19 protein-coding genes, 1 pseudogene and 1 riboswitch are annotated in these 15,814 nt (G+C 52.8%); of the genes and pseudogenes, 16 read left to right on the top strand and 4 right to left on the bottom strand.

Translation table 11 applies throughout. The features are described from left to right. The first annotated feature begins 131 nt into the window (after nt 1-131). From B9T62_RS13705 to murB, 5 genes are all read left to right on the top strand, one after another. Nucleotides 132-1,193 (top strand): FecCD family ABC transporter permease, encoded by a 1,062-nt coding sequence (locus B9T62_RS13705; RefSeq protein ID WP_425436686.1) that lies wholly within the window; start codon nt 132-134, stop codon nt 1,191-1,193. Next, entirely contained in the window at nt 1,190-2,224 is a 1,035-nt protein-coding gene (locus tag B9T62_RS13700) for a FecCD family ABC transporter permease (RefSeq protein WP_087915757.1), read from the top strand. The genes B9T62_RS13705 and B9T62_RS13700 overlap by 4 nt, the downstream gene beginning before the upstream one ends. 77 nt (nt 2,225-2,301) lie before the next feature. Beyond that, the gene (locus B9T62_RS13695; protein ID WP_087915756.1) at nt 2,302-3,108 is read left to right on the top strand and encodes an ABC transporter ATP-binding protein; all 807 of its coding nucleotides are present in this window, start codon (nt 2,302-2,304) and stop codon (nt 3,106-3,108) included. Nucleotides 3,109-3,196: 88 nt separating this feature from the next. Continuing rightward, a complete protein-coding gene (locus B9T62_RS13690) occupies nt 3,197-3,430 on the top strand; it encodes a (2Fe-2S)-binding protein (RefSeq protein WP_087915755.1) in 234 nt (77 codons plus the stop codon). 145 nt (nt 3,431-3,575) lie between these two features. Continuing rightward, the gene (murB, locus tag B9T62_RS13685) at nt 3,576-4,487 is read left to right on the top strand and encodes a UDP-N-acetylmuramate dehydrogenase (protein ID WP_087915754.1); all 912 of its coding nucleotides are present in this window, start codon (nt 3,576-3,578) and stop codon (nt 4,485-4,487) included. Nucleotides 4,488-5,183: 696 nt separating this feature from the next. On the opposite strand, the gene B9T62_RS40260 is transcribed toward murB, so the two are convergent. The 3 genes from B9T62_RS40260 to ymzB all read right to left on the bottom strand — a co-directional run bounded on the left by B9T62_RS40260 (nt 5,184) and on the right by ymzB (nt 7,177). Then, entirely contained in the window at nt 5,184-5,612 is a 429-nt protein-coding gene (locus B9T62_RS40260) for a transposase (protein WP_211296459.1), read from the bottom strand. Next, complete coding sequence (locus B9T62_RS40255; RefSeq protein WP_211296458.1) at nt 5,609-6,325, bottom strand: IS110 family RNA-guided transposase; 717 nt, start codon at nt 6,323-6,325, stop codon at nt 5,609-5,611. Before B9T62_RS40255 ends, B9T62_RS40260 begins: the two co-directional genes overlap by 4 nt. 507 nt (nt 6,326-6,832) lie before the next feature. Further along, nucleotides 6,833-7,177, bottom strand: coding sequence for a protein YmzB (gene ymzB, locus B9T62_RS13675; protein ID WP_087915753.1), 345 nt, complete (start codon nt 7,175-7,177; stop codon nt 6,833-6,835). A 140-nt stretch (nt 7,178-7,317) separates the two neighbouring features. Here ymzB and B9T62_RS13670 point away from each other — a divergent pair, with 140 nt between their 5' ends. The 5 genes from B9T62_RS13670 to queE all read left to right on the top strand — a co-directional run bounded on the left by B9T62_RS13670 (nt 7,318) and on the right by queE (nt 10,702). Continuing rightward, nucleotides 7,318-8,055, top strand: a complete 738-nt coding sequence (locus B9T62_RS13670; RefSeq protein ID WP_087915752.1) for a ZIP family metal transporter — start codon at nt 7,318-7,320, stop codon at nt 8,053-8,055. Between the two features lie 78 nt (nt 8,056-8,133). Further along, a riboswitch (PreQ1 riboswitch) is annotated at nt 8,134-8,177 on the top strand. A 135-nt stretch (nt 8,178-8,312) separates the two neighbouring features. Further along, the gene (gene queF / locus B9T62_RS13665; RefSeq protein ID WP_087915751.1) at nt 8,313-8,816 is read left to right on the top strand and encodes a preQ(1) synthase; all 504 of its coding nucleotides are present in this window, start codon (nt 8,313-8,315) and stop codon (nt 8,814-8,816) included. Between the two features lie 30 nt (nt 8,817-8,846). After that, nucleotides 8,847-9,512 (top strand): 7-cyano-7-deazaguanine synthase QueC, encoded by a 666-nt coding sequence (gene queC / locus B9T62_RS13660; protein ID WP_087915750.1) that lies wholly within the window; start codon nt 8,847-8,849, stop codon nt 9,510-9,512. After that, nucleotides 9,505-9,987: a 6-pyruvoyl trahydropterin synthase family protein gene (locus B9T62_RS13655; protein WP_087915749.1), complete on the top strand. Its 483-nt coding sequence runs from the start codon at nt 9,505-9,507 to the stop codon at nt 9,985-9,987. Before queC ends, B9T62_RS13655 begins: the two co-directional genes overlap by 8 nt. Continuing rightward, the gene (gene queE / locus B9T62_RS13650) at nt 9,980-10,702 is read left to right on the top strand and encodes a 7-carboxy-7-deazaguanine synthase QueE (protein ID WP_087915748.1); all 723 of its coding nucleotides are present in this window, start codon (nt 9,980-9,982) and stop codon (nt 10,700-10,702) included. The genes B9T62_RS13655 and queE overlap by 8 nt, the downstream gene beginning before the upstream one ends. A gap of 486 nt (nt 10,703-11,188) precedes the next feature. On the opposite strand, the gene B9T62_RS39955 is transcribed toward queE, so the two are convergent. Continuing rightward, on the bottom strand, nt 11,189-11,392 hold the full coding sequence (locus tag B9T62_RS39955; RefSeq protein WP_087915747.1) for a hypothetical protein: 204 nt from the start codon (nt 11,390-11,392) through the stop codon (nt 11,189-11,191). 439 nt (nt 11,393-11,831) lie between these two features. On the opposite strand from B9T62_RS39955, the gene B9T62_RS13640 reads away from it, so the two are divergent. The 6 genes and pseudogenes from B9T62_RS13640 to tnpA all read left to right on the top strand — a co-directional run bounded on the left by B9T62_RS13640 (nt 11,832) and on the right by tnpA (nt 15,751). Then, nucleotides 11,832-12,368, top strand: coding sequence for an RNA polymerase sigma factor (locus tag B9T62_RS13640; protein ID WP_245864452.1), 537 nt, complete (start codon nt 11,832-11,834; stop codon nt 12,366-12,368). Beyond that, nucleotides 12,365-13,477, top strand: coding sequence for a hypothetical protein (locus B9T62_RS13635; RefSeq protein ID WP_087915746.1), 1,113 nt, complete (start codon nt 12,365-12,367; stop codon nt 13,475-13,477). The genes B9T62_RS13640 and B9T62_RS13635 overlap by 4 nt, the downstream gene beginning before the upstream one ends. 23 nt (nt 13,478-13,500) lie before the next feature. Next, the gene (locus tag B9T62_RS13630; RefSeq protein WP_087915745.1) at nt 13,501-13,818 is read left to right on the top strand and encodes a hypothetical protein; all 318 of its coding nucleotides are present in this window, start codon (nt 13,501-13,503) and stop codon (nt 13,816-13,818) included. Between the two features lie 45 nt (nt 13,819-13,863). Then, the gene (locus B9T62_RS13625) at nt 13,864-14,682 is read left to right on the top strand and encodes a VanW family protein (RefSeq protein ID WP_087915744.1); all 819 of its coding nucleotides are present in this window, start codon (nt 13,864-13,866) and stop codon (nt 14,680-14,682) included. A gap of 66 nt (nt 14,683-14,748) precedes the next feature. After that, nucleotides 14,749-15,298 (top strand): annotated as a pseudogene (locus tag B9T62_RS13620) (alcohol dehydrogenase catalytic domain-containing protein); the annotation flags it as partial. 54 nt (nt 15,299-15,352) lie between these two features. Next, nucleotides 15,353-15,751 carry an IS200/IS605 family transposase gene (gene tnpA, locus B9T62_RS13615; protein WP_087914159.1) on the top strand — a complete coding sequence of 133 codons (399 nt, stop codon included), beginning with the start codon at nt 15,353-15,355 and terminating at the stop codon, nt 15,749-15,751. Nucleotides 15,752-15,814 lie beyond the last annotated feature (63 nt).

Raw genomic sequence — 15,814 nt, 5'->3', positions numbered from 1 at the left:
CTGCACCTTTTTTTAGCGGATTATTCCCTGAACCGGATTGTACATCAAGAGATTATTTGCGATAATGAGAATGATACTTGTTATCATCTGAAGAATCTAAGGATTGGTTGCTTATGAATAAGGAGACGAACATGGTCCCAGCACCGGATTACACAGACACCACAACACAACCTGCAATGGACAAACCCTTGCAGGCACGCCCGGCAGCGGCCCTCACTATTCTCATTCTGGGGCTTGCTGCCATAGCATTTGGCCTGGCGGCTTCCGTCTCGGTGGGAGCTGCCGATATTAAGCTGGCTACCGTATGGGAAGCGGTATTCCACTTCAATCCCGAGGCGATGCAGCACCAGGTGATCCGGACTTTAAGAATTCCGCGCGCGCTGGCCGGAGCATTGGTTGGTGCCTGCTTTGCTGTAGCGGGGGCGATCATGCAAGGCATGACCCGCAACCCGCTCGCAGACTCCGGCCTGCTCGGACTAAACGCCGGGGCAGGGGTAGCCTTGGCCTTGGTGTTTGCCTTTGCTCCCGGACTGCCGTTTACGTATCTTATGCTGTATTGCTTCCTGGGGGCCGCAGTCGCGTCGTTAATTGTATTCGGCATCGGGTCCATGTCCTATAATGGGCTGACGCCGCTGCGGCTCACGCTCGCCGGAGCGGCTGTAAGTTCCTTGCTGCTGGCGCTCAGCCAGGGCGTAGCGATCTTGTTTCATCTCTCACAGGACATCGCCTTCTGGCTGGCCGGAGGTATTGGCGGCGCCAATTGGACACAGCTGAAGATCATGGGTCCTGTTGTGGGAGCAGCCTTGCTGGCCGCTCTGATGTTGTCCCGTTCCATTACCCTGCTCAGTCTGGGCAGAGATGTGGCCGCAGGCTTGGGGCAGCGCACAAGGCTGGTACAGCTTGGCGGTATGATTGTGGTCACTGTTCTTGCCGGAACTGCTGTAGCAGCGGTAGGGCCGGTTGCTTTTGTCGGACTGATTATTCCGCATATCACTCGTTATCTGGTAGGGGTGGATTACCGCTGGATCATTCCTTGCTCCGCCGTACTGGGCAGTCTGCTGATCATTCTCGCCGATATTGGCGCAAGAATGATTAATGCCCCTTATGAGACACCGCTCGGCGCTTTGATCGCGATCATTGGCGTTCCTTTCTTCATTTATCTTGCTAGCAAGAGAAGGGGAGGAATATCATGAACGTTGTCACCATGGCTGCGGTGGAGAAGCGCCGCCGCAAACGGGGAGCAGCGATTCTGTCGCTGCTGGGCCTGCTGATAGTCATCATGTTCATTGTCAGTATGAACACGGGCTATATGCGGCTGTCCCCGCTGGAGGTGCTGCGCACCTTAACCGGTGCAGGCACAGCTCAGCAGCAGCTGATCCTGTTTGATTTCCGGCTGCCCCGGATCGTCATATCGCTGCTTGTTGGTGCCGGGTTTGCCGTTTCCGGCTGTATCCTGCAGAGCCTGTCGCGTAATGCGCTGGCAGAGTCCTCTACCCTGGGCATCAATGCCGGTGCCGGGTTCGCCGTACTGATCTTTATCTCTTTCTTCCCGGCCACTACGTCGGCTCCAGTGTTCGTTCTGCCGCTGCTGGCGCTGGCCGGGGCTGCTCTGACGGCAGCCCTGATCTATGTTCTGGCCTTCCGCAGGGCGGACGGCCTGTCGCCCACCCGGCTGATCCTGATCGGGATTGCGGTTACGGCGGGAATCTATGCCTGGCAGCTGGTGCTGTCCCTGAGGCTGGACCCGCGAAATTATCAATTTGTGGCGACCTGGATCGCCGGCAAGATCTGGGGCGGAGACTGGAAGTTTGTGCTGGCTCTGCTGCCCTGGCTCTTGGTCCTGCTGCCGTTCGCCATGTTCAAGTCCAGGGTGCTGAATGTGCTGAACCTGGGCGATTCTACTGCCGCGGGGCTGGGCATGCGGCTGGAGAAGGAACGGATCCTCCTGCTGGCGGCGGCAGTTGCCCTCGCCGGGTCCTGTGTAGCCGTCAGCGGCGGCATTGGTTTCGTCGGCTTGATCTCGCCGCATCTGGCCCGCAGGCTGGTAGGCCCGCGCCATCAGGTGCTGCTGCCGGCCACCGCATTGACCGGCGCCTTGCTGATGATCACGGCCGACACCATCGGCCGCTGGATTCTGCAGCCTGCCGAGATTCCCACAGGCATCGTCGTTGCCGTAATTGGCGCCCCTTACTTTTTATATCTGCTGGCCCGGTCGAAAGCTTAGCCTGCAGTGAATACATCTGATCATTTGCGAATTCACGTTCAATCAAGCAATCTATACTAACTATAGGAGTGAGATATATGTCAGAGCGGTTAAATACGAAAGAGTTGAGCATAGGGTATGCGGAGGCTACCATTGTTGAAGGTCTGAACCTGACGCTGCCAACAGGCAAAATCACGGCTCTTGTTGGGGCCAACGGCTCCGGCAAATCAACCATTCTGAAGACGATGGCCCGCATTATGAAACCAAAGAGCGGCAGTGTGATGCTTGACGGCAAATCCATCCATAACCTGTCCACCAAGGAGGTAGCCCGTCAACTGGCTATTCTGCCGCAGAATCCTACTGCTCCTGACGGTTTAACCGTGTCGGAGCTGGTCAGCTATGGAAGGTACCCGCATCAGAAGGGCTTCGGAACCATGAGTCCTGAGGACCGCAGCATCATCGCATCAGCGATTACGGTTACGGGGATGGAAGAATTCCACGACCGGCCGATTGACCGGCTCTCCGGCGGACAGCGGCAGCGGGCCTGGATCGCGATGGCGCTGGCCCAGCAGACAGACATTCTGTTTCTGGATGAACCTACCACCTTCCTGGATATGGCCCATCAGCTGGAGGTTCTGCAGCTGCTGCAGAAGCTGAACATGGAAGAGGGGCGAACTATCGTTATGGTAGTACATGATTTGAATCACGCTTCACGTTATGCGCAGCATATGGTGGCGATCAAATCGGGAACAGTGATCAGTGAGGGCAGCCCTGTGGAGGTAATGACTCCGGCCGTACTCCGCAAAGTATTTGGCATTGAGTGTGATATTGTGCCAGATCCGCGTACTGGCGTTCCTCTCTGTCTGCCCTATGAGCTTGCTGCTTATAAGGCAGCAGGAATGTAGGATCGCCGGATGACTGAGGCGCAGATTAAGGAACTACAGGATAAGTTTGATATTCTGTCTGCTCCGCCAGAGGGTGCACTCTATTCCTATGAGGCCGCTGAGGGCCTTTGGTCTGGCGAAGAACCCCTTCAACGTTGTCATCCGCCGGATTGAGGCGATTGATGATCCTGCGAAGAAGGTAATGATGCGCAATCGATGCTGCTTGTATTATCGGATCGAAGGCGGCCAATATTGCTACAACTGTCCAAGACTCAAGGAAGCAGAACGGGCTGAACGCCGGACGGAATATCGCAAGCAGGCCGCAGCTTCAGACAGCCATTAAAATAGGCATAACGCAAGGTTCCCGTCATTGACAAGGGAGCCTGTTCGTTGTTAAAGTTGTGGGTGCCTACTGTTTCTGTGCTACAGCAAGATGTAACCATGGAATCAAGGACTGCCATTATTACATGGTTAAAGGAGTATGAAAGATGACAATTGCCAGAATACAAGCGGACCTGCAGCAGCTGATGACCGCAGGAACTGTGAGAAGTTATGAACTAATGAAAGATCATGTATTTACCAAAATGGGCGGAAAAGCCGATATTCTGGCCGCTCCGGCAACATACGAAGAGCTTCAAAGTGTTGTTACATATGCGGCAGAGCATGCCATCAAGCTGACGGTACTCGGCAACGGCTCCAATCTGATTATCCGCGACGGGGGCATCCGGGGCATTGTGCTGCAAACGGCAGGACTGAATGAAATGGGAGCCCGCGGGGAGCTGCTCTATGCCCAGTGCGGAGCCAAGATCATCGATGTCTCGCGGTACGCGCTGGAGCAGAAGTTGGCCGGCCTGGAGTTCGCCTGCGGCATTCCCGGCACAGTCGGCGGAGCGCTCTACATGAACGCCGGAGCCTACGGCGGCGAAGTGAAGGATGTGCTGCAAAGCGCGCTTGCCGTTGACAAGTCGGGAAGACTGGTCACTCTGCAGGGTGATGAGCTAGAGTGGGGCTACCGCAAGAGCGTATTTGCGAGCGGCGATTATATTGTGCTTGAGGCCCGGTTCGCCTTGGCTGCCGGAGAAGCGGAGCAGATCAAAAAAGCGATGGATGAGCTGACCTGCCTGCGCGAATCCAAGCAGCCGCTGGAATACCCGTCCTGCGGAAGTGTCTTCAAGCGTCCGCCGGGGCGGTTCGCCGGGCAACTGATTCAAGAGAGTGGTCTGCAAGGCACACGGATCGGTGGAGCGGAGGTCTCCCGCAAGCATGCCGGCTTCATTGTCAATGCCGACAATGCAACCGCCGGAGATTATATCGGTCTGATCCAGCATGTCAGAGAGACAGTCAAAGCCAAGTTTGATGTGGAGCTGGAAACGGAAGTGGAGATTATCGGCGAGGATTAGCTGTTAGTACCAGCGAGGATAACCAAGCCCGATAACCGTTACTACTTAGGAGCCTGCGAGGATAAAGAAGGTTACTCGATCGAGAAGGTTATGGGATCGCGCTACCTTAACCCAAACACTCCCTCCACCCGAACTTCTGGTAACCAACGTCCTAACGGACCGTATAGCTCCTGTTATGAACGAAACCTGTCAAGTCACCCGCCTGCATGGTGAACCAGGGCGGATTTAAATAAAGGCTCTTGTTTGGTTGGTTTTACGAGTCCAACAAGAGCCTGTCAAGTGTTCTTCTTTACAGGCGGCTCTATCTTTACCATACTTTCCAGTCGTCCGGCAAGCTTGCTTGCTGGACACGCCTACGGCGTGTATCCGGGGTGCAGGGGGAGAATCTCCCTGCACTTCCCCTAGGGGGACGGAAGGGGCGATCATTTCTTAGCTCAGAGACAAAAGCTATTCGCTGGTTGGCAATCTGTTATCCGTGGGTTCACACACATTCTACATCCGACTGAAGAGCTTTACCGCTAACTATTGACGAGCATACGACCCCTCTTGCTCAGATCGCGCTCAAGGAGCTCTCGCGGGTTTTCTCTTCCCTTGCTGATTTTGCCTCTGAGGTAAAAGATGATCGCTCCCCGATCACCCCCTTTCCTGTATTGGATATCTCCTGAATGGTGCAAGCAGCCTTCTTGGGAGGTTGCCTTATCCTGCTTCTTGGATCTCTACGGACTGCCGCTGCACTTCCTGGGCGATGGCCCACACAAAACCTGCCAATTCCCGGGCCACAGCCACCGCAATACATCCCTTGGTCTTGCCTCTCCACAACAGCGCGTTATATTTCTTGTGCAGCCGGGTCTGCGCGCTCCAGGCCAAGCTTTGTACTTCTGCAGGCAACCCCGTCAGTCGTTCTCTTAACTTTCTGCGGACACCGGGCGTATGCCGATAATGCCAGGCGGCTTCCACCAATACCCTTCGCAGATGGGCATTGCCCGCCTTCGTAATCCGGCCTTGTCTGCGCGTATCGCCCGAGGAATTTTCACTGGTGACGAGTCCGCAGTAACTCATGAAGTCTGCTGCGCTTGCAAATCGGGAAATGCTGATGATCTCTGTGCTTAGTGTCACCGCCGTCACGAGAGCCACTCCACGCAAGGCCTGAACGCCTGGATAAGCGGACGCTGGGAATGACTTCCTTTTTCTGCCTGTTGTTCGATTTCTTGTTCGTATCTCAAGATTCGTTCTTTCGTTTCCCAGATGGATTGCCGATACTCCTGGAAGGTCACGCGTTGACATTCGTTTGAGAACCGCAACGTATCCAACCATTCTTCATGGGCAAAGGTGCCGGTTTTTGATTTTTTCGGATTGCTAATTTGATACCGCAACAAAAATTTCCCAAGTCGCTGCATATGACGCGTCAGATCTTCTTTGGCATCTTCCCGGGCTCGAACAAGATCTCGCAGCGCTTCATCTTCAGGGGTTGGCGTGTACACCGCGGTCAGTTCACCTGCGCGAAAGAGCTGCGCGAGTCGTTTGGCATCCCGTTTGTCGGTCTTGATGCGATCTCCGGGACGCTTGGGAATGAGAGAAGGGGCGACCACCGTGCAGGCAATACCCATCTCTAGTAACCAGCGATACAAGACATACCCGGTAGGACCTGCCTCATAGCAGACATTCAATTGAACTTCTCCGTTCTGTTGCAAGTGTTTCATGAGCTTGCTGACCGCATTTTTTGTATGTTCCAGCATTCCCCAATACCGAGCTTCCCCTCGTTCGCCTTCGTCAGCAAGGGCGACTGCGATTTTGGACTTGGATACGTCTAGACCTACATACTTTGTGGTTATACTCATAGTAAACCGACTCCTTTTTTTGTTTAATAGCTCTGCATTGGATACTGAGATCTATTTGCTTTCAGTTTTTCCAAATGTAACCTACGAATAAACAAACTTGGGATGTCGGTTTCGTTCATTATAACTATATCCGCATTCCTGCGATGGTTTGGAGTCTAGCGGACCGCATAGCCTCTATATTGGAAAAACAGGCCATAAATATTGGGTTTTGGCCAGAGGGAGGGCTCTTGAGTCCGTCGGACCTGCAAAACAGCCTTTTTAGAGCAAATAGAGGCTCCTGAGTCCGTTAGTAGTCTGAAAGTTAAGTGCAGGTTACTGGCGACGGCCTTCATTTGTTATTCTTTAGCCTCCTTGTCGCGCAGTGTGGTATGACAGGCTCGGACGTGTAACACATGGATAAAAGGGGACCCTAAGTAGTAACGGATAACCAAGGTACAGAGAAAGGCCGCAGCCTGTTCCGCTGGGGCCTTTCCCTGTCTAGCAGACGATCCAGGTGTGCATCGGAGCTTACCCGGACTGTTCGACAGAAAGCACATATTTCGCTCTTTCGGTTGTCAGCTTCACGGTGTTGAGCTGAAGGCTCTCGATCAGCAGACCGCTGACGGCAAGCTCATAATTGGTCTGCGGCAGAGGAACTTGTTCTCCGTCGGCGTTCAAGGTGCTGCCTGAGCCTTGGAGGATTAAAGCGTTATCCAGGTACTCATCGAGTACGTCGGCAGCTTCCCGGTAGTCTATTCCTTTGAGATGGAAATAGACCTTGTCCAGATCCTCCAGCTCCTGTTTCTCAATAATGATTGTTGCGTTCAGGTGTGACTGCAGCCAATCCCTGATATGCTGTTCTGCTTGTTCCATCTGAAACCCCATCCTTAAGTAGATTATTATACTTGTTAAGTTACCCTTTTCTTGGCAAATGAATCCCTGCCCAAGGCAAATTCTTATTGTTGTTTGTAACGCCTGATTTAAGTTTAAGCTTAGCTATAGAGGTGAGGAGCATGTGGAATGCAGTCCTGTGGGGAGCCATTTCGGGTTCAGCCGTTCTGATTGGGGCAGCGCTGGCCTTATTTCTGGCGATACCGAAGAAGCTAATCGGGTTTATCATGGCTTTTGGTACAGGAGTATTGATTGGGGCGGCAGCCTATGAGCTGCTGGATGACTCGGCCAATAATGGCGGGCTGACTCCTACGATTATCGGTTTTATGGCTGGGGCGGGAGTCTTTACCCTCTTTGACTGGTACATCTCCCGCAAGGGTGGAGCTGGTCGCAAACGCTCCTCGCGCTCCGGCACCACAGGTACGTCAGGAGGGAGCGGGCTTGCTATTTTTGCCGGAACCGTGCTGGATGCGATCCCGGAGTCGATTATGATCGGGGCCAGCCTGATCTCCGGGCAAGGTGTCAGCCTACTGCTTGTGATTGCGATCTTCATCAGCAACATCCCCGAGGGATTGTCCAGCACAGCCGGGCTGAAGCAGGATGGCTACCCTAAGGGACGCATTATGCTGCTATGGCTGGGCGTGCTGGTCATCTCGACGCTGGCTTCGGCGGGAGGGTATGTTTTCCTGGATCACGCTTCGGGATTTACAACGGCGCTGATCGCTTCTTTTGCCGGCGGGGGAATTATCTCGATGGTTTCCTCCAGCATGATGCCGGAGGCTTATGAGGAAGGCGGGCCCTTAATCGGGCTGATGGCCGCGCTTGGCATGCTCTGCTCGCTGATCCTGGATCATCTGTAAGACTTGTCAGGCAGCCTGATCCCATGGTATAGTTCAATACGCACTTATAAGTTTCAGAGAAGAAGTCTGCGCCCATGCGCAGGAGAGGTTCGCAAACTCCCTCTATAAAAAACTAAGATAGCTTCACCTCGCAATGTCTGCTGTCCCGCTAATGGGCCTATGCAGGGGTTGTTCTTAGTTGAGCCACGTTTACGAAATCTCGTTCTTCTTTCCAGTTCCGGCGCCTAGAGCCGGGGAAAAGAGAGGGGTTTTTTGTCATGTCAACCGAAGGAAGAACAGCGGAGGAAATGCCGCAGGTTACACTGCTGGGCAATCAGGGGACGCAGTATAAGTTCAGCTACGATCCCGGCATTCTCGAAGTCTTCGATAACAAACATCCGGGACGCGATTATTTTGTCAAATTCAATTGTCCCGAGTTCACCAGCCTCTGTCCCGTTACCGGGCAGCCGGATTTCGCCACGCTCTATATTTCGTATATTCCCGAGCAGCGAATGGTGGAGTCCAAATCCTTGAAATTATATCTGTTCAGCTTCCGCAATCATGGAGATTTCCATGAGGATTGTGTCAACATTATTATGAATGATCTGATTGCACTTATGGACCCGCGTTATATTGAGGTGTGGGGCAAGTTCACTCCGCGCGGCGGCATTTCTATCGATCCTTACTGCAACTGGGGGCGTCCGGGCACGAAATATGAAGCAATGGCCGAGCACCGGCTGCTGAATCACGATCTGTATCCGGAGAAAATAGACAACCGCTGATCCCTGGATTGGCAGAAGGAGAGACTGAATATGAATAAAAAAGCACTCGTTGTCTTCAGCGGCGGGCAGGACAGCACAACTTGTCTCGTCTGGGCACTTAAACAGTTCGAAGAAGTTCAGGTAGTTACCTTCAATTACAATCAGCGGCATAGCGCTGAAATCGAAGTTGCCACGGCCATTGCACATAAATTTAACGTTAAGCAGCATATTCTTGATCTGGGGCTGCTGAATCAGCTGGCCCCCAATGCGCTGACACGTGACGATATCGAGATCACACCGGGTGAAGGGCAACAGCCGCCAAACACGTTTGTGGATGGACGGAATCTGCTGTTTCTGTCTTTTGCCGCTATTCTCGCCAAGCAGCTTAGGTTTGCCCATCTGGTCACCGGGGTCTGTCAGACCGATTTCAGCGGATATCCCGATTGCCGCGATGTGTTCGTGAAGTCGCTGAATGTTACGCTTAACCTGTCGATGGATGTTGAGTTCGTGATCCATACCCCATTGATGTGGCTGGATAAGAAGGAAACGTGGAAGATGGCCGATGAGCTGGGGGTTTTCGATTATATCCGCGAGCACACACTGACCTGCTACAACGGAATTACGGGCAGTGGCTGCGGCACCTGTCCAGCCTGTCTGCTGCGCCAGCGGGGACTTGAGCAATATGAGGCAGAGAGAGGATCGGCTTCCCATGCATAATGAGGTCACGGTATGCAAAATCTTCACCTTCGATTCCGCCCATCAGCTGATTGGCCACCAGGGGAAATGCAGCAATCTGCATGGTCATACCTATAAGCTTGAGGTGGTGCTGAAGGGCATTCCTTCCAGCGAAGAGGGCACCTCGGGAGAAGGTTTCGTAATTGATTTCAGTGAGATCAAAAGCAAGGTGAAGGCGATTGTCATTGACCGTCTGGACCATGCGTTTCTGGCGATGGGCAATGAGCCTGTCCTGGAGACGCTGACGCTTACCGGCTCCAAGGTGGCACAGCTGTCGTTCAGAACTACGGCAGAGAACATGTCCTGCTATATCGCCCATACCCTGAAACAGGCCGGCCTGCCGCTCTATTCGGTTAAGTTGTGGGAAACACCGACCTCATGGGCAGAGGTGCTGGCCGCGGATATCCCGCTGGAAGGTCCGTCCTACCGGATGTTCGGAGGCTGCGACTGTGAGTAAACTTCCGGTAATTGAAATATTTGGCCCGACCATCCAGGGCGAAGGTGCTGTGATCGGAGTCAAAACGATGTTCGTCCGCACCTATGGCTGCGACTACCGCTGCAGCTGGTGCGACTCTGCCTTTACCTGGGACGGATCAGCCAAGGATAAGATGCGCCTGCTGGAACCGGAGCAGGTTGTGGCTGAGCTGCTGGAGCTGGGCGGCGATAACTTCAGCTCAGTGACGATCTCGGGCGGCAATCCGGCTCTGATTGGCGAAGGGGTCGGTCAACTGATTGAGCTGCTGCATCAGCGGGAAATCGGTGTGGCGATCGAGACGCAGGGCAGCCGATGGCAGGATTGGTTCCTGCAGGTGGATGCGCTGACGATCAGCCCCAAGCCGCCTAGCTCGGGCATGGCTACCAACTGGGAGATGCTGGACAGCATTCTGCACAAGCTGAAGTCATCGGAGTCTGCCGCCCATAATCTGAAGGTAGTTGTGTTCGATGAGCAGGACTACGCGTATGCCAAAGCGGTGCATCAGAGGTATCCCGGTGTAGAGCTGTTCCTGCAGCCGGGCAATACGGATGTTACCGAAGAGGGCGATATCTCCACCCGGCTGTTGGGCAGGTTGGAATGGCTGTTCCAGCAGGTTATCGCCGACCCGGAAATGAACCAGGTGCGTGTGCTGCCTCAGCTGCATGCCCTGATCTGGCATAACAAGCGAGGGAAATAAGAGAGGACGGGTTTCTGCTTAGGCAGGGATCTGTTTTTTTGTGTAGAGGAAATATAGTTTTTTTCTTTTTGTGTTACTACTTGGAACTCCGTGTGATCAGAACACCTAATACTCTACACCTCATACTCCGCTCCGTGATCGTGTTCATCTGTCGAGTCCACCGATTTAGTTGCAGAAGTGGTTACTGCTCAGGCCTCCGTAGGATATAAGCAGCTAAGACTTAGCTGCTGGATCGCCACATCAGCCCAGCCGCCGATTTAAGTGCGAAAACGCATCTAATTCACCGATTTTTTCCGTTTTGGAGCAAATAAGTGCGATAATGCATCTAATTTCGGATTCTGAGCGCTATAGAAGCAATTTACTCGAAAATAGTTGCAGATTCGCACTTATTTGCCTGATTACAGGAGTTTCAGTTGAAAATAGTTGCAGATACGCATCTAATTTCTCTGAAAGTGGGTGTGCTGCACTCGAAATCCCCAGTGGGACCTAAGTAGCTACCTTTTTGCTGTTAAGATCTTGCGCATTCCGCAGGGACAGCCAGCCTTTGCCGTTAAGATCTTGCGCATTCCGCAGGAACAGCCCGTCTTTGCTGTTAAGATCTTGCGCATTCCGCAGGAACAGCCAGCCTTTGCCGTTAAGATCTTGCGCATTCCGCAGGAACAGCCCGCCTTTGCTGTTAAGATCTTGCACATTCCGCAGGAACAGCCCGCCTTTGCTGTTACGATCTTGCGCATTCCGCAGGAACAGCCAGCCTTTGCCGTTACGATCTTGCGCATTCCGCAGGAACAGCCCGCCTTTGCCGTTAAGGTCTTGCGCATTCCGCAGGAACAGCCCGCCTTTGACCTTAACCCCCGGCCGAGCATCCCGTCAGGGATAGCCGGCCAACATCAGCGGCGTCCAAGCGGTCCCGCAGGGATAAGCGCTCTCCCCTCCCAGCCGCCTAATCACCGTACCGCCAAGCTTATTCGCCAAACTTGCAGGTGTCCAGAGGGTGCAACCCTTTGGGGCCCTCCCTTGGAAGGGAGGGTTTGGGTGGGATCGATGTTTGAGAGATCGATGTGTTTTTTTCAACATGCGGGAACCTTTTGCACCCTCACAGGGTCTAATTAGCAAAGAGGTGAAGATAAGCGTGGACACAGATCAACCGCTCCGCATGATGCAGAATCCGGCAGGAGCGCTGCGGATATTAATGGAGACTTACGGCAGTGATGTCTGGAATTATGCCTATGTGCTGTGTGGAAGCCGGGAGGAGGCGGATGATATCAGCCAGGAGGTGTTTCTGAAGGCCTATCAGAAAAGCGGGGATTTTCGCGGTGAAGCTTCGGTGAAGACGTGGCTGCTGACGATTACGCGGAACATGACCTATAGCTGGAGGCGCAAGCTTATGCGCCGCGCAAGTTTGCAGCCGCAGGTTCGAGACACGGCTCTTATATATCCATCGGCGGAAGCCGAGGCCATGGAACGGCATTACAGCGATAGCATCTGGGCAATTATTATGAAGCTTCCGGCACCGTACCGGGAAACGCTGGTGCTGGATATCAAATACGGGCTGCCCGTTCAAGACATAGCAGCTCTGCTGCATGTGGCCCCCGGCACGGTGAAATCACGCCTGTCACGGGCAAGGGACAAGGTTAGAGCACAGCTTCAGAAGGAGGAGCAGCAATGAAAAAGAACCGTAACAATGACAACGGCTCAGCCGGAGAAACAACAGAGTCCCTTGCGGAGCAGTATGACCGTGCTGAGAATGGGTTTGTTTCCGAAGGAAAGAGCTCAGCCAGAGGAACAACGGAGTCCCGCCCGGAGTGGTATGAGAGAGCGGAGGACGGGCCTTTTCCCGAAGGAGAAGGATTCACACTGGAGCTGATGACCAAGGTGGAAATGGCCGCAGCGGACACGGGCAAGCGAAAAAAAGCAGGGCTGCTGCGTTATCCGGCTGTGGCCTTCGGCGGAGCCGCTGTCTTGTTGATCGCGGGAGCGGTCAGCTGGAATATGGGCTGGCTTGGGAGCCCGCAAGAAACCGCCGCAGTGTCTCTTCCGGGCGTTATAGCTGCTTCTCCCGGACCATCATCTGCTCAGAAGCCGCTTATTGAACCGGCCGTATTCAAATTTGGAGTGGTTGACTATCATATTCCGCTGCTGCAAGAGAGTGACCGTGCCTTCGTTCATGCCGCTGAGACTACCGAAGGCATCGTGTGGTCGCCCGCTCCCGAACGAATCGAGAACAATCTGGATGACCGTGCGACTACGCCATATCAGCTGTTTCTGAGCAAGCAGAGACTTCCGGAGATGTCGATTACCTTCACGGAATTATCGGAAGACGCATCCAAGCTACTCTACACACTGCCGCTCACTTCTTATATTCCCTCGGCAGACCGTGAGGCCTATATGGACCTGGGCGGGATGAATGGCCTGGGACCCTATGTAATCTATGCTACGTCTGCCAGAATCCCCGGAGCAGCGCAGCCCAGCGAAGAGAAGCTGTGGGTGCTGGATACCCGCTCAGCCACAGCAGGGGCAGACTCCGTGCCGAAGGAGCTGATCTCGTTTCATTCATCAGGCGGCCGATTATTCAGTTACGGCTGGAACTCAGAGCGCCGCGAGCTGGTCTATATTTACTCGCAGCCGAACGGGGATGGAGAATATGATAATGAGGCTGCCGTGTATCATCTGGATACGGGGAAAACCGAGGCGCTGGACCAATTCTCCAAAACCAGTGAGGCGATTTCTTATACAATTAATGGAGAAGTCAGGGCAACGGACCGGTTAATCTGGTAAACTTATCCTATAGGGGTGATGGAATGTCTGTGCTCAGAAAGAAAGCTTATCATGTGGCAGCCCTTCTGCTGTTCGCAGGTTTCCTGCTTCAGCCGCAAGTCGTCGAACAGACCAGTTATGCTGTAATCTATCAATTTGGCGTACTGTTTCCAGTGATCAGTCTAAGGCTGGGGATGAGGGCTGACGGTCCCATGAATATCGTAAATGTCGCCGCGCAGGCGGACAATTTCGAGCTGGGTCTGCTCTCGCTGATTGCAGCTTATCTGCTGTGCTTCGGTCTGGTATATGTTGCCGTCAGAATCTATGGGGCACTGCGGCGGAAGCTGAATCTCTATAACTGACCACTGACCACTGATCACACTTAGAGAGCGAGGTGTAGGATAACTATGAATACAGTCAGAGTATCATTGAAGCCCATTCGGCGCTCTAAATTGAGGCTGTTTGCGGGCAAACGTTATTTTATCTGCAAAAGATACTGGCAATGGCTGACCCGCCCCGGCAGACAAGCCAGAACACGCAGTCAGGAGAATCTGCCTCATTCGGCGATGGCGCATGCCACCCCACTGCTGCGCAGTCTGCGTAATGTAGATATGCAGATGCAGATTAACAAGATCACTAATCTCAGACTGGCGATAGCCAAGCTGGACGGACTGATTCTCCGGTCGGGAGAGGCTTTCTCCTATTGGCGGAACATCGGCAAGCCTACAAGGCGCAAAGGTTACCTGGATGGAATGGTGCTGCATTATGGCGGCTTCCACTCCGGCGTAGGCGGCGGATTATGCCAGCTATCCAATCTGATCTATTGGATGACGCTGCACACCCCGCTTACCATCACGGAGCGGCACCGGCACAGCTATGACGTTTTTCCCGATGAGCAGCGGACGCAGCCTTTTGGAAGCGGTGCTACTTGTTCCTATAATTATCTGGATCTGCAGCTGCGCAATCCTACGGAACATAGCTATCAGCTTAGGCTGTGGCTGGACGATACACATCTGCACGGAGAATGGCGATGCAGCGGACAGCAGTTATACAGCTACGAGGTGTACGAAAGTGATCACCGGATCAGTCTGGAGCCTTGGGGTGGATATATCCGCAGCAACCAGATCAGCCGGAGGGTGTTCACGATGAGCGGAGAGCTTGCGATGGACGAGGAGGTTACCGGAAATTACGCCTTGATGATGTATTCACCGCTGTTGCAGGGATAAGGAAACGGGATTTGGGGTTATAACATAATAAGGAATTCTCCATTTCCCGAAGGAGTGAGATTCATCATGCGAGCAGTCACCTATCAAGGCAAGAAGAAAGTCGAAGTCAAGGAAGTAGCGGATGCCAAGCTTGAGCAAAAAGATGATATTATTGTCCGTATTACCTCTACAGCGATCTGCGGCTCGGACCAGCATATTTTTAACGGTAGAATTCCGGGCATGCATGATGACTATATTATTGGGCATGAGCCGATGGGTATTGTGGAAGATGTCGGTCCCGAGGTAACTGGAGCATGCGAAACGCACCAATAACGTTGAGGTCTTCAACTTCGAGGAGACCAAGGATATCGAGGTGCATCTGAAGGAAATTACGCGCGGGGGAGCGGATGTGGTGATCGACTGTGTCGGTCTGGATGCCAAAATGTCGGTGATGGAGACGGTCGAGACCAATCTGAAGCTGCAGGGCGGCTCGCTCAGCACATTCAGGATTGCCGCTCAGGTGGTACGTAAATTTGGCACCATTCAACTGATCGGAGTCTATGGGTTGATTTATCATCTGTTTCCGCTTGGCCAGCTGTTTGAACGCAATATCAGCCTCAAAATGGGCCAGGCGCCAACATTTTTTGGTTATCATGTTTCAGTTTTAAACATAAACTGATACAATTAATGTATGGATAATTATAGAAGAACCAACACAACCGTATCGCTAATCAATTATCACTTTGTTTTTTGTCCACGATATCGAAAGAAAATCTTTCTTGAATTTGATGTTGAAAGTAGATTTAAGGAGTTGATTAAAGATGTTTGTGATGATTTGAAAATAGAGATTATCGCAATCGAAACAGATCAAGATCACGCACATCTATTTTTGAATGCTTTGCCGACATTTAGTCCTGCTGATATTATGGCAAAAATTAAAGGAGTCACATCTAAACGACTGAGAGAGGAGTTTAAACATTTAGCTCATTTGCCTTCACTTTGGACACGTTCATACTTTGTAAGTACCGCAGGAAATGTGTCTAGTGAAACGATCAAAAGATATGTTGAACAACAAAAAACAAGGGGGTGATAGAAACGATTGCGATAAGTCTCAAATTAAAATGCCAAAGGGATATATACGACAAATATTTTG

This window comes from Paenibacillus donghaensis (assembly GCF_002192415.1).
GTDB lineage: Bacteria > Bacillota > Bacilli > Paenibacillales > Paenibacillaceae > Paenibacillus_AQ > Paenibacillus_AQ donghaensis.
The sequence above is the reverse complement of the archived record's forward strand: the minus strand, read 5'-3'. Positions and strand labels throughout refer to the sequence as shown.